Genomic DNA, 12,568 nt, shown 5'->3' with positions numbered 1-12,568 from the left:
GGGCGGTCAGCGGGTCCGCCGCAGCCCGGTCTCGTACGCGTAGACGACGGCCTGGACGCGGCTGCGCAGCCGGAGCTTGCCCAGCAGGTTCTGAACGTGGGACTTGACGGTGTGCTCCGAGAGCATCAGCTCGTCGGCGATCTCCGCGTTGGACAGGCCGCGGGCGATCAGGTCCAGCACCTCGGTCTCCCGCGCCGTCAGTTCGGCGGGGTCGACGTCGGAGACCTCGGCGCGGCGGAAGCCGCCGTCGTCGTCGGCCGTCCGCCGGGACGGCCGGCGGCCGAGGTGGTAGCCGGCGGCGGCCATCCGCACCGCGGCGGCGAGGTCCGCGGGCGTCACCGTGGCGGGGAGGCAGCCGTGCAGATGGGGGCCGGGTTCGGCCGGCTCCGGGCCGCCGACGGCCAGCAGCGGTGTCCCGCCGAGGTCCTGGCTTGCGGGGAGCCCGATCAGCCGCGGGTCCGGTACCCCGTGGAGCACCATGACGTCGGGGCAGCTGATCCTCAGGTCCGCCAGGGCCCGGGGGCCCGGTTCGCCCTCGGCCGCGACCACGACCCCCGGCTGGCTCTCCAGCAGGGCGCGCAGGCCGGCCCGGGCGAGGGCGTCGGGCGCCAGCAGGAAGACCCGGACGGTGTCCGCGCCCTCGGGCGCGGGCTCCTCGGGCCGGACGGCGTCGTGGTGGGCAGGCGCCCACCGGTGGGCGGCGGGCGGCGCGGCCCGCTCCGCGAGCGGGGGCAGGAGGGTGTGCCGGCTGCGGGTCCGGGCCGGCTCGGCTCCGCCGGGCAGGACCCGCAGCGCGGCGGTCCCACTGGATGCGGGCCAGCCCTGTGCTCGCCGTTCCATCCTCACTCCCAACGTCTGCGGTGTCCGTGTCCCGGGGGCCGCCGCACTGTGCGGGGCGTCCTCCCGAGAGCAGAAGGTAGTCGCGGCCGGGCCGTCGGGTCCGGTTTCTCAAGCGCGTCTCAAGCGCTTTGCCAATACCGCACCAGCGGGGAATTCAGGAGCCGTGGAGGGGATTTCGCCGAAGCATTTCTGATGCTACGTTTCCTGGCCATGAACACCGCATCCGAGACCCTGCCCATGTCCAAAGAAGTGCCCATGACCAAAGAAGTACTGCGCTCCCTGATCGCCGACAGCATGGGGCTGGCCGCCGGCGAGATGCCGGGCGACGACGAGGACCTCGTCGACTACGGCCTTCACTCGATCGCGGTCATGCAGGTCGTGAGCCTCTGCCAGCAAAGTGGTGTCGAGGTCACGTTCCCCGAGCTCATCGCCACCCCGACGGTGGATGCCTGGTGGCGGGTGCTGTCCGCGGCCGACCGCGCGGCAGCCCGCTGAACGACCCCCGCCGCCCCCGCCGCCCCGGCGCGGAGGGCCGCGCCCCACGCTCGCTTGAGAGTCGTTGGAAACCGGCTGGGAGGGCGGTCGCGAAAATCCGGCCGCGGCCGCCCGCCCGGTTATCGTTCTGCTCTCCGGGCGCATTCAGCGATTTTCTCGCCCCATTTCCCCAGTGCCCCCGCACCGGACCTTCGGACGGAGTCGTCATGGAATTCGGAGTCAATTTCTTCCCGGTCGTGGACCCGGAACGGAAGAGTGCTGCCGAGTATTACGCCGAGAGTCTTCGGCTGGTCGAACTGGCCGAGTCCCTCGGCTACGAGCACGTACAGATCGTCGAGCACTACGGCTCCCCGTACGGCGGCTACAGCCCCGATCCGGTGGCGTTCCTGGCCGCCGCCGCCGCGCGGACCAGCCGCATCCGGCTCGCGACCGGCGCCGTGATCGCCGCCTTCACCCACCCCGTCAAGCTCGCCGCCACACTGGCGATGCTCGACAACCTCTCGCACGGCCGCCTCGACGTCGGCTTCGGACGGGCGTTCCTGCCCGACGAGTTCGAGGCCTTCGGCGTGCCGATCGAGGAGAGCCGCGACCGGTTCGAGGACGGGATCGCGGCCTGCATCGCGCTGTGGACCGAGGAGAACACGGTCTTCGAGGGCGCCGTCCACCGGTTCGGGCCCTTCACCGGCTTCCCCCGCCCCTACCAGCAGCCCCATCCGCCGGTGTTCGTCGCCTCCGCCAGCAGCCCGGACTCCTGCGCGGCGGCCGGCCGGGCCGGCCACCACCTTCAGGTCGTACCGTCGGTGACCACCCGTCAGGGCCTGAAGGAGATGATCGGGGGCTACCGGCAGGCGCGCGCCGCCGCCGGCCACCCGGGCGGCGGGCGGATCCAGGTGAAGTACACCTGCTACCTGTCCGAGGACCGCGACCTGGCGCTGGCGGACGCCCGCGAGCAGGAGCAGAACTACGTGTCCCGGATGGCCGAGGCGGTCTCCTCCTGGGCCCACACCCGCAGCAGCCAGTACCCCGGCTACGAGCGGTTCGTGGAGAAGGCCCGCGGTTACGACTTCGACCGGGCGCTGGCCGACGGCAAGGTCCTCGCCGGCACCCCGCAGGACGTCACCGAGCAGGTCCGGGAGATCGGCGCCGAGTACGGGTCCGACCTGTGCCTGAGCCTCCAGTTCAGCCCCGGCCACCTGCCGTTCGAGCGGGCCGCGCGGGCCATGGAGCTGTTCGCCCTGCAGGTCGCCCCCTCCTTCACCGGCCGGGCCGGCGCGGCCACCGGGGCGGAGGCCGCCGCGGTGTCGGCGGCGGGCTGAGCCGGCCCCACCGGCCCCGTCGGCGGCAGCACGCGCCGGCGGGGCCGCACCGGAGCACATCGCGAGACGAGACGAACACGAGGAGAGAAGGAGAAGGGGACATGGCCCGTACGCCCACCGGCCTGGACGCCGAGGCCGCCGTCGTGGGGCTGGGCGCCTGGGGCGCCTGTGCCCTGTGGCAGCTGGCCCGGCACGGGGTCGACGTCATCGGCATCGACCGCTACGGCATCGGCAACGTGCACGGTTCCTCGCACGGCGAGAGCCGGATGTTCCGCACCGCCTGCCTGGAGCACCCGGGCCTGGTCCCGCTCGCGCAGCGGTCACGGGAGCTGTGGGCCGAGCTGGAGGAGCAGACCGGCCGGGTGCTGATGGAACGGACCGGGGCCATGCTGATCGGCCCGCCCGGCGGGCGGATCGTCGGCGGCGCGCTGCGGGCGGCCCGCGAACACCGGCTGGACGTCGAGCTGCTCGACCCGGCCGCCATGCGCGAGCGCGTCCCCGCGCACGCCGGGCTGCCGGACGACCACGTGGGCGTGCTGGAGCCGGACGGCGGGCTGACCTACCCCGAGCACACCATCACCGCGGCGGTCGACGCGGCCCGGGCGGACGGGGCCCGGGTGGTCACCGACACCCGGGTCACCGCGATCGAACCCGGCGGCGACGGCATCGTGGTGCGCACCGCGCTGCGGACGCTCCGCGTGGCCCGGGTCGTGGTCGCCGCGGGACCGTGGCTGTCCCAGCTGGTGCCCGGGCTCCCCCTCGACGTGCTCCGGATGCCCACGACCTGGTTCACCCCGGCCGAGCCCGATCCTCGGTTCACCCTGGAGCGGCTGCCGGTGTTCATGCGCGAGCTCGCCGACGGGAACGTGATCTGGGGCCACGGCACCCTGCCCGGCGGCACCGAGGTCAAGCTCGGCCTGGAGGACGGCGGACGCCACTTCCGCGTCGTCGACCCCGAGAACATGGACCGCTCGGTCTCCCCCGCCGACTGGTCGGTGCTCTCCCGCATCCTCCCGGCAGCCGTCCCCGGCCTCGGCGACACCCCCTCGCGGGCCACCGCCAACCTGTACGCACGCACCCCGGACGGCCAGTTCGTCCTCGGCCCGCTGCGGCGCGACCCGCGGATCATCGTCGCGGGCGGGTGCAACAGCCACGGCTTCAAGCACGCGACCGGGATCGGCGAGGTCGTCGCCGACATGGTCCGCGGCAGGACTCCGGCCGTCCCGCTCGGTTTCGCCGACCCGAACTGCCCCCGCTGACGCCCCGGCACCCGTCCCACGACCCCATCCGGACGCATAGGTGAGGAAAGATGCAGTTCCGCATTCTCGGCCCTGTAGAGATCCACGACGAGCGGCGCGGCCTGCGGATCGTACCCACGGGCTCCAAGCAGCGCGTCCTGCTCGGCGCCCTGGTGGTGAAGGCCGGCCATCTGCTGTCGTACCACCGCCTGATCGACGAGCTGTGGGGCGAACACCCGCCGGCGAACCCGGCCAACGCCCTCCAGGCCCACATCGCCCGGCTCAGGAAGCTGCTGGAGGACGCCGGATCGACCGGCCAGGAGCGGATCGACACCCACGCGCTGGGCTACCAGCTGCACACCGGGCCGGACGCGACCGACGCCGGGAGGTTCCACCGGCTGTGCGCCCAGGGCCGGGCCGTGATCGCCGCCGATCCCGAGCAGGCCGTCCACCTGCTGCGCCAGGCGCTCGCCCTGTGGCGGGGTCCCGCATTGCAGGGCAGCCTCGGCGGGGACATCTGCCTGGCGGAGGCCGCCCAGCTGGAGGAGAACCGGCTGGTCGCCCTGGAGACGCTCTACGAGGCCAGCCTGCGGGCCGGCCTGCACCACGGGATCACCGGCGAGCTCGAGGAACTCATCGGTGACAATCCGGTCCGGGAGCGGTTCTACGAGCTGCTGATGGTCGCCCTCCACCGCTGCGGACGGCAGGCGGAGGCGCTCGGCACGTACGAGCGTGCCCGGACGCGGCTGGCCGAGGAGCTGGGGGTGGAACCCGGTGCGGCGCTGCGCCGACGGGTCCGGTCGATCCTCAGCCCGGGCCGCGAGCCGGCCCCCGCCTCGGCGCGCCCGGCGGCGCCGGTGGTCCGCTCCCTCCCGCCGCGGTCCGGCACCGCCGGCCGACGGGCCGCGGCGTCGGCCCCCCAGGGCGGGGCCGTCGTCCTCGACCTCGGGGACGAACTGGCGCGGCTGCGCAGGCGGCTGGAGAACCTGACCCGCGAGCAGGAGGACCTGGCCCGCCGGTTCGACCAGCTCACCGCCCGCACCGCGGCCGCCCGCTGACACCGGCCGGGACGCCCCGGCGCGGCACCCGCCCGCACCCGGTCGCGACCGGCTCCCGCCCAGTCCCGCTCAGTCCCGCTCCAGCATGAGCGTCCGGCCCGCCGACCTGCGCATCCGGCGGTCGTGGGTGACGGTCACCACCGGCCCGGGGAACTCGTCCAGCGCCGTCTGCAGGTCCTCGATCAGCGGCAGGCTCAGATGGTTGGTGGGCTCGTCCAGCAGCAGGACGTGCGGACGCATCGCCACCAGCCTGGCCAGGTCGAGCCGCCGGCGCTGACCGGCGCTCAGCGCGCCGACGGGCACCTGGAGATCGGCCGGGCGGAACAGGCCCAGCTCCAGCAGCTGCTCCGCCGCCTCGTCCTCGGTCGCGGCGACCGCCTGCGCGTACGTGCGCAGCAGCGGGACCCGGCCGGCCGGGTAGTCGCTCTCCTGGGGCAGATGGCCGACCCGTACGCCCGGACGGGTGGCGACGGTGCCGGCAGCGGGCTCCAGCTCCCCCGCGAGGACCCGCAGCAGCGTGGACTTGCCCGCCCCGTTCGGGCCCGCGACCACCAGCCGGTCGGTGCCCGTCAGGGCGAGTTCCGGCAGCCGGATGCCCTGGGCCGTGCGGACGTCCCTGAGCTCGATCAGCGGGCCGGCCTCCTGCCCGGCCTCCTCGGCTCCCCTGGCCGCCCGGTCGGCGAGTCCGACCGCGGTGAAGCTCAGCGGGGCGGGCGGCCGCGGCACCGCCTGGAGCTCCAGCCGCCTGATCTCCTCCTTGGCGGCGCGGGCGGTACGTGCCACCGCCGCCTGGGCTCCGGCGCCGCGCAGGTCGTAGTTCATCTTGGCGTTGTCGCGCGGCGGCCGGTAGTGACCGGCGGCCCGGTCGGAGCGGTTGAGCCGGAGCCGGGCGGCGGCGAGCGACTCCGTCCAGTTCTCGTAGTCCGCCTCCCAGCGCCGCCGGGCGGCCGCCTGCGCGGCGGCGTAGTCGCGGTAGGTTCCGCCGTAGCGGACGACCGACCCGCGCGGTCCGTCCAGGTCCAGCAGTCCGGTGACGGCGCCGTCCAGCAGGTCGCGGTCGTGGGAGGCGATCAGGCAGGGCCCCCTGAACTCGCGGAGCCAGCCGGCGAGCCACTCGACGGCCTCGTCGTCGAGGTGGTTGGTGGGCTCGTCCAGCAGGAGGGCGGGCGGCCCCTGGAGGACGAGCAGGGCGAGCCCGAGCCGGGCCCGTTCACCGCCGGAGAGCTGCCCGGCCAGGCGGTCGGAGGGCAGCCGGTGCAGGCCGAGCGCCTGGAAGACCTCGAACGCCCTGGCTTCGAAGCGCCAGCCGTCGCGGGCCTCGAAGTCCTCCTGGAGCACGGCGTACTCGTCGAGGAGCGCGGCCAGGTCGGCCTCGTCGGCCGCGCTCATCAGCAGCTCGACCTCGTGCATCCGCCCGGCGATCCGGTCGAGCTCGCGGCGGGCCTCGGCCAGGCAGCGGGCGAGGTCCCACTCGGCGGGCAGGTCGGGTTCCTGGGACAGGTAGCCGGGGGTGCCGCCGCCGAGGCCGGCCCGGACCAGGCCGCCGTCCGGGGCGTCGAGGCCGGCCAGCACCCGGAGCAGGGTGGACTTGCCGACGCCGTTGTCCCCGATGAGGCCGAGCCGTTCGCCGGCCGAGACGGTCAGCGAGATCCCGTTGAGGACGGTGCGGTCGCCGCGGATCCTGGTCACGGAGTCGGCCGCGAGATGGGCGGTCGCGCCCGCCGCCCGTACGGTTCCGATCATGCGACGCTCCTCTGGAGTTCGGTGTGGTGCGTTCGGTGGGGCGCGGCCCCGGCGATGGGGAGCGCGGCGGCGGACAGGGTCCCGGGGGCGAGCAGCGGGACGGGGTTCCCGGGGTGGAGGCTCGCGCGCAGGGCGGAGGGCCGCCACGGGAAGCCGGCGTGCAGCCGGAGCGCGGTCATCGGGGTGGCTCCGTCCTCGACGGCGAGGGAGACCAGCACCCCGGGCTCGGGTTCGAGTTCGAGCAGCCACCAGCTTCCCGACGGGTCGTCGGCCGGCGGTTCGAACGCGGCCACCCCGCCGTTCTCGGACAGCACGAAGCCGAACGAGTCGAAGGGAAGTCCGAGACCGAGTCCGCGCGCCTTGGCATAGGCCTCCTTGAGCGTCCACAGGCGCAGCACCGTGCGGTCGTACACCTCGCCCGCGGGTATCCGGGCCAGCCGGCCGCGCTCTCCGGGCGTGAAGCTCTCGGCGATTCCCGCCAGTGCGCGGCTGTTCACCCGGTCGAGTCGTTCGACGTCGACCCCGACCCGGCGGCCCCGGCCGACGGCGATCGCATTGTATCCGTGCGCGTGGGAGAGGTTGAAGTCGAGCGGGCCCTCGGCGGCGGGCCAGCCGCCGTCGGGCGGCCGTACGGACGGCCGGCCCCTGTCGGACCTGCGCAGCTCGACCAGCGCCTCCGGGATGCCGGTCTCCAGCGAGAGCAGGCGCCGCACGAGGACGTGTGCCACGAGGTACTGGCGGCGGTCCCGCTCGAAGATGAACCGGTCCGCGGTCGCCTGTTCGTGCTCGTCCAGCCACTGGCCGGCCAGGGCGGTGGCGGTGCCCGGCCCGAGGTCGTCGTTGGCGCAGACCCAGAGCCTGACCTCGCCGTCGGCGGGCGGCCGTGCGCCCGCGGCTGCCTGCGCGTTCATCGCACCGCTCCCGTCACCGGGTGGCCCGCGACCGCGGTCCGGACCTGTTCGGTGATCAGCCGGACCATCTCGGCGGGGCGGCTGCGGAAGTAGAAGTGGTCACCGTCGAAGAGGTGGAGGCCGAGGAAGCGCTCGGCGTGCTGCTGCCAGGCCGCCAGCCTCTCGGGCGAGACCACCACGTCGTCGGCGCCGCCGAAGACGGACAGCGGGACGGACAGCGGCGGCGTCTGCGGCCGCGGGCTCCACGTCTCCACCAGCCGCAGGTCGTTGCGGATCATCGGTGCGAACAGCTGCCAGATCTCCGGGTCCTCCAGGACCTCGGGCGGGGTGCCGCCCATCCGGGCCAGGTGGTGGCGGAGTTCCGCATCGGGCATGCGGTGGCGGTTGTCGGCCGGGCCCGGCTGCCGCGGCGCGCCGCGGGCCGACAGGCCGAGCCAGACGGGCAGCGGCAGCCCCTCGGCGGCCAGCCGGTTGGTGAGCTCGTAGGCGGCCAGGCCGCCCATGCTGTGGCCGAAGAAGGCGAACGGGCGGTCCATCGCGAGCACGATCTCGTCGTGGAAGAAGTCCACCAGCCGTTCGGCGTCGGCGCAGGCCGGCAGGTCGGTCAGCCGGCCCCGGCCGGGAGCGTCCAGCAGGTGGATCTCCCAGTCGGCGGGGAAGTGCGCGACCCAGTCGCGGTACAGCAGGTGGGAGCCGCCGGCGTGGTGGAACAGGAACAGGCGCAGGGCCGCTCCCGGGACCGGGCGGGGGCAGTATCCCGCCCCGGCCTGCGGGCGGAACCTCAGGGTGTTGCTCGTCATCGCGTCTCCTTCGTGTGGTGCGTGGGCGTCGCCTCAGGCGACGGCCTGGCGCGGGCGGGCCGCGCGGGCGGGCTCGGCGTCCCGCTTGATCTGCCGGACCATGCTGGTCAGCACGGTGCTCTCGCCGATCTCGGTGAACACCGCGTCGGGCTCGTCGAGCAGGGCGCGGACGGTCTCGTGCCAGCGCACGGGGTGGTCGATCTGTTCGAGCAGCAGGTCCGCGGCCAGCTCGGCGCGGTACGGCTCCGCGGTGCGGTTGGCGATCACCGGGAAGGCCGGCGGCCGGAGCCGGGCCGCCCGTACCACCGGGGCGAGCGCGGCGGCGGCGGGCGCCATGTACCGGGAGTGGAAGGGGCCGCTGACGTCCAGTCGGCGGACCATGCGCGCGCCGGCGTCCTCCAGTACCTGGCCGGCCTCCTCCAGGTCTTCCACCGGCCCGGCCAGCACGGTCTGGCTCGCGGTGTTGAGGTTGGCGAGGTCCAGCGCTGCGAACCCGGCGCGCAGCAGCAGGAAGCGCAGCTTCGTCTCGGAGAGCCCGACGACCGCGCTCATCCCCCCGCCGCCCACCTCGGCCATGGCCGCGGCGCGGGCGGCGACCAGCCGCAGGCCGTCGGTGAAGCCGAACACGCCGGCGGCCTCCAGGGCGTTGTACTCGCCGAGGCTGTGGCCGATCGCGATGTCGGGGCGGGCGCCGTCCTCGACGGCCGCGCGGTGGGCGAGGGCGTTCACCGCGAACATCGCCGGCTGGGTGTAGCGGGTGTTGCCGAGCCTGCCCTCGGGGTCCTCCAGGCACAGCCGGCGCAGGCTGTAGCCGAGCGTGTCGCTGGCCTCGCGTTCGAGGTCGGGGAAGCGGTCGAAGAGCGTACGGCCCATGCCGACGCGCTGCGCTCCCTGGCCGGGGAACATGAAGATCCGGGTCATCGTCGTTGACTTCTTTCTCGGGGGGAGGACGTTCAGGCGGGTACGGCGACGGGGAAGGCGAGCTCGGCCAGTGCCGCGAGGTCCGGGGCGGTGAAGAGCGACTCCAGCGGGAGCTCGCTGCCTCCGTCGGCGGCCACCCGGGCGGCGATCCGCAGCAGCTGGCGGCTGGTGACGCCCATCGCGAACAGGTCGTCGGCGGGGGCGAGCCGGTTCAGCGCCGCCCCGGTCTCCTGGGCGACGATGCCGGCCATCCGCTCGAACGGTGTCGGCCCGGTCCCGGTCGGGTCGTCCGGCTGCTGCCCGTTCTCCGGCCGCGGTGCCGCGGCGGCGGGCGCCGGCGAGGCGGGCGGGGCGGCGGGCACCGGGAGCGGCACCCGGCGGACGGCCAGCGGCACCGGCGGCAGCGCCCGGCGGCGCGGCCCGGCGGACGCGGCGTCCGCGGCGGGCAGCGGGGGTTCGCCGCCGGCCGACCAGGCCGCCGTCAGCGCGCGCTGGTCCGGCGTCGTCCCGGCGGCCTCGACGGTGGCGCCGGTGCCGTCGCGCAGCACGCGCTCGGCGAGGGTGCGCAGCGCGTCGGCGGCCCGGCCGCGGTCGGCGGCCACCGCCCCGCGGACGGCGCGCACCCGGCGTCCTTCGCGCAGCGTACGGGCGACGGCGGCGAGGGCGAGACCGGGGTCGGCGTCCAGTTCCCCGGCGAGGGAGCGGGCCCAGCGGGCCAGGTTCTCCGGGCTGTCCGCGGACAGCACCAGGACCTCGGTCCCCTCGTCGGCGCCGGCCGGTGCCGCGGTCGCGGCGGCCGGCGGCTCCTCGATCACGAGGCTGCCGTACGATCCGCCGCCGGCGAAGCCGTTGACCAGGGCCCGGCGGGTGCCGCCGGGCGCGGTGCGCCACCGGTCGGCGGACGGGCCGGCCAGGGCCACGGACGCGCCGTACGCGGCGAGTGCCGGGTTGGCGGCCGAGGTGAGCCGGGTCGGGTAGAGCCGGTCCCGGCGGAACTGGGCGATGAGCTTGCCGAGCTGGGCGAAGACGGAGGCCGCCTCCAGGTGGCCGGTGTTCGGCTTGACCGAGCCGACCGGCACGGGCCCGAGGCCCGCGTCGGCGCCGAGGCCCGCGTCGGCACCGTTCCCGGCTGCGCCGGTGGCGCCGAACAGCCGTCCCAGCGCGGTGAACTCGAGGGCGTCGGCCAGCGCCGCGCCGGCCGCCGCCGCCTCGACGTAGCCGATGTCCCCGGCCGTCAGCCGGGCGTCGGCGAGCGCGGCCCGCATCACCTGCTCCTGGCGGCGCGGGTCCGGGATCCCGAACTGGCGCGTCGTCCCCGAGTGCAGCAGAGCGCCGCCGCGCAGCACGGCGTGGACGGGGTCGCCGTCGGCCAGGGCCCGGTCGAGCGGCTTGAGCAGGACCGCGCCGACGCCCTCCCCGACCAGCCAGCCGCTGGCCCGGTCGGTGAAGGCGCAGGAGTCCTCCTGCTCGGCGACCAGGCCCAGCTCGGACAGCACGTCCAGGTGGTCCGGGTGCAGCACCAGGTTGCTGCCGGCCGCCACGGCGGCCTCGCACCGGCCGTCGGCGACGGCCCGGAAGGCCGCCTCGACGGCCGCCAGCCCGGAGACGCAGCCGGTGTCGATCACCAGGCTCGGGCCGGTCAGGCCGAACGCGTGCGAGATGCGGTGCGCGAGCCCGCCGCGGGTGGCGTGGGTGCCGGTCCGGCCCTCGGCGCGGGCCGCCACCCCGTACAGCGCGTGGTCCTGCCACATCGACCCGACGAACACGCCGACCTGGCCGGTCTCCGACAGCCGCTCGGGGGTGAGCGCGGCGTCCTCCAGGCAGTGCCGGGTGACCGTCAGCAGCAGCCGCTCCTGCGGGTCGACGGCCGCCGCCTCGGCGTCCGCGAGCCCGAACTCCTCGGCCTCCACGGCGGTCACGTCGGCCAGGTAGCCGCCGACCCGGGCGCCGGCACGCCGGGCGTTGCTCCGCAGCGGGGCCCAGCGATCCTCCGGGGCGGGGCCGAGACCGGAGTCTCCGGCCGCCAGCATCGCGTCCAGCCCGCGCAGGTCGTCGGCCCCGGGAAGCCGGGCCGCGAAGCCGACCACGGCCACCGCGCGCGGGCCCGACGGCACCGGAGCGCTCTCCTGCGGCCGCTCGGCGGCGACCAGCTCGGCGCGACGGCGCAGCGCCGTCCCGGACAGGGCACCGCCCCACAGCGAGACCAGCAGCTCCTGGTCGTCCTGGAGGCCGAAGTGCCCGCGCACCGCGCCGAAGTCCATCTCCCCCACGGCGCACATGCCGAGGCCGCGCTCGGGGGCGGCGGTCAGCAGGAGCTGGGCGACGTGCCCCGCCTCGATCATCGAGAACCGGGCGGCGTTGCGCTCGCCGTACGCCGGCGCGATGGCCGCCGGGGTGGACACCAGGAAGACGCCGAACGCGGAGGCGTCCACCAGGGCGCGGTTGTGGAAGACGTGGACGTCGGTGCCGAAGCGGGCCTGCGGGTCGATCGCCACCAGGGCGCGCTCGCCCGGGTGCAGGTAGTAGAGGCCGCCGTCGACGCCCTCCACGGCGCCCGGCCGGACGTACAGGTAGACCTGCACCGGGTAGAAGCCGCCCGCCGACGGGTAGCGGTGCTTGGCGCGGCCGTCGAGCTCGCCGCGGGCCAGGGTGCCCATCAGCTCGGTGAGCCGGTCGCCGGGCAGCGGCCCGTCGGCGAACTCACGGAAGGCGGAGGCGTCGTAGAGCGCCCGCCGGTCCTCCGGGCCGGCCGCCGGGAACGGCAGGCGCGCCAGCGATCCGGGCAGCCGGCGCTCGGCGACCCTGGCCTCCTTGAACGCGGCCTTGGCCTGCGGGTCGAGGGCGATCCGGATGTCGGTGCGGGTTGCCTGCGGCGCGGAGGCGGCCTGCGCGGCGGGGGCGTTCACGAGGGACGTGAGGGCGGCGAGCGCAATGGTTGACGCGAGCACGCCAAGGCGACGCGCGTAGACGGAGGGTGTGCGGGCCGAAAGGGCCATGGGAATGCTCCCTGGGTGCGGGGGGTGTGCGGCCGGGTGGCCCCCGGAGGGGGTGTGGCCACGGTGGCGGTGCCGGATTGCGTGGCGGCGGGCGCAAGGTTACAGGTTTGCGACATGGGCACGTCATGTTCAGGAGTCTCAACTTCGCCGAAATAAGCGGAAGTTGAGATTCCGGCCGTTGCCTCCCGCTCTGGCAGGTGCGTGTGGGCGCGGCGGAGCCCCGGGGGAGGGGCGGGTGCCGTGAGGAGGC

Annotated in this window: 10 protein-coding genes; 4 read left to right on the top strand and 6 right to left on the bottom strand. The window is 75.3% G+C overall.

The features are described 5' to 3' along the window. Window positions 1–6: 6 nt before the first annotated feature. The gene (locus tag HYE82_RS10610; protein ID WP_179173723.1) at window positions 7–840 is read right to left on the bottom strand and encodes a response regulator transcription factor; all 834 of its coding nucleotides are present in this window, start codon (window positions 838–840) and stop codon (window positions 7–9) included. 210 nt (window positions 841–1,050) lie between these two features. Here HYE82_RS10610 and HYE82_RS10605 point away from each other — a divergent pair, with 210 nt between their 5' ends. The 4 genes from HYE82_RS10605 (at window position 1,051) to HYE82_RS10590 (ending at window position 4,947) form a co-directional block, all read left to right on the top strand. After that, a complete protein-coding gene (locus tag HYE82_RS10605) occupies window positions 1,051–1,335 on the top strand; it encodes a phosphopantetheine-binding protein (protein WP_179173722.1) in 285 nt (94 codons plus the stop codon). A 206-nt stretch (window positions 1,336–1,541) separates the two neighbouring features. Continuing rightward, complete coding sequence (locus HYE82_RS10600; RefSeq protein WP_179173721.1) at window positions 1,542–2,651, top strand: LLM class flavin-dependent oxidoreductase; 1,110 nt, start codon at window positions 1,542–1,544, stop codon at window positions 2,649–2,651. Window positions 2,652–2,752: 101 nt separating this feature from the next. After that, window positions 2,753–3,910, top strand: a complete 1,158-nt coding sequence (gene solA / locus HYE82_RS10595) for an N-methyl-L-tryptophan oxidase (protein WP_179173720.1) — start codon at window positions 2,753–2,755, stop codon at window positions 3,908–3,910. A 50-nt stretch (window positions 3,911–3,960) separates the two neighbouring features. Continuing rightward, window positions 3,961–4,947 carry an AfsR/SARP family transcriptional regulator gene (locus HYE82_RS10590; RefSeq protein WP_179173719.1) on the top strand — a complete coding sequence of 329 codons (987 nt, stop codon included), beginning with the start codon at window positions 3,961–3,963 and terminating at the stop codon, window positions 4,945–4,947. Window positions 4,948–5,016: 69 nt separating this feature from the next. On the opposite strand, the gene HYE82_RS10585 is transcribed toward HYE82_RS10590, so the two are convergent. From HYE82_RS10585 to HYE82_RS10565, 5 genes are read right to left on the bottom strand one after another with little or no spacing between them, the layout of a single operon-like run. Next, the gene (locus HYE82_RS10585; protein WP_179173718.1) at window positions 5,017–6,690 is read right to left on the bottom strand and encodes an ABC-F family ATP-binding cassette domain-containing protein; all 1,674 of its coding nucleotides are present in this window, start codon (window positions 6,688–6,690) and stop codon (window positions 5,017–5,019) included. Beyond that, entirely contained in the window at window positions 6,687–7,601 is a 915-nt protein-coding gene (locus HYE82_RS10580) for a 4'-phosphopantetheinyl transferase superfamily protein (RefSeq protein ID WP_179173717.1), read from the bottom strand. The genes HYE82_RS10585 and HYE82_RS10580 overlap by 4 nt, the downstream gene beginning before the upstream one ends. Further along, complete coding sequence (locus tag HYE82_RS10575) at window positions 7,598–8,401, bottom strand: thioesterase II family protein (RefSeq protein ID WP_179173716.1); 804 nt, start codon at window positions 8,399–8,401, stop codon at window positions 7,598–7,600. The genes HYE82_RS10580 and HYE82_RS10575 overlap by 4 nt, the downstream gene beginning before the upstream one ends. A 33-nt stretch (window positions 8,402–8,434) precedes the next feature. Beyond that, window positions 8,435–9,322: an ACP S-malonyltransferase gene (gene fabD, locus HYE82_RS10570; RefSeq protein WP_179173715.1), complete on the bottom strand. Its 888-nt coding sequence runs from the start codon at window positions 9,320–9,322 to the stop codon at window positions 8,435–8,437. 32 nt (window positions 9,323–9,354) lie between these two features. After that, the gene (locus HYE82_RS10565; RefSeq protein ID WP_179173714.1) at window positions 9,355–12,318 is read right to left on the bottom strand and encodes a beta-ketoacyl synthase N-terminal-like domain-containing protein; all 2,964 of its coding nucleotides are present in this window, start codon (window positions 12,316–12,318) and stop codon (window positions 9,355–9,357) included. Window positions 12,319–12,568: the final 250 nt, after the last annotated feature.

The organism is Streptomyces sp. BR123, from assembly GCF_013401435.1.
Lineage (GTDB): Bacteria > Actinomycetota > Actinomycetes > Streptomycetales > Streptomycetaceae > Streptomyces.
Note: the sequence above shows the minus strand (reverse complement) of the source record. Positions and strands in the feature narration are given on the sequence as shown.

Excerpts from the sequence above, each read along its gene's own strand:
- HYE82_RS10610 (WP_179173723.1), bottom strand. The coding sequence starts at position 840 with ATGGAACGGCGAGCACAGGGCTGGCCCGCATCCAGTGGGACCGCCGCG.
- HYE82_RS10605 (WP_179173722.1), top strand. The coding sequence starts at position 1,051 with ATGAACACCGCATCCGAGACCCTGCCCATGTCCAAAGAAGTGCCCATG.
- HYE82_RS10600 (WP_179173721.1), top strand. The coding sequence starts at position 1,542 with ATGGAATTCGGAGTCAATTTCTTCCCGGTCGTGGACCCGGAACGGAAG.
- solA (WP_179173720.1), top strand. The coding sequence starts at position 2,753 with ATGGCCCGTACGCCCACCGGCCTGGACGCCGAGGCCGCCGTCGTGGGG.
- HYE82_RS10590 (WP_179173719.1), top strand. The coding sequence starts at position 3,961 with ATGCAGTTCCGCATTCTCGGCCCTGTAGAGATCCACGACGAGCGGCGC.
- HYE82_RS10585 (WP_179173718.1), bottom strand. The coding sequence starts at position 6,690 with ATGATCGGAACCGTACGGGCGGCGGGCGCGACCGCCCATCTCGCGGCC.
- HYE82_RS10580 (WP_179173717.1), bottom strand. The coding sequence starts at position 7,601 with ATGAACGCGCAGGCAGCCGCGGGCGCACGGCCGCCCGCCGACGGCGAG.
- HYE82_RS10575 (WP_179173716.1), bottom strand. The coding sequence starts at position 8,401 with ATGACGAGCAACACCCTGAGGTTCCGCCCGCAGGCCGGGGCGGGATAC.
- fabD (WP_179173715.1), bottom strand. The coding sequence starts at position 9,322 with ATGACCCGGATCTTCATGTTCCCCGGCCAGGGAGCGCAGCGCGTCGGC.
- HYE82_RS10565 (WP_179173714.1), bottom strand. The coding sequence starts at position 12,318 with ATGGCCCTTTCGGCCCGCACACCCTCCGTCTACGCGCGTCGCCTTGGC.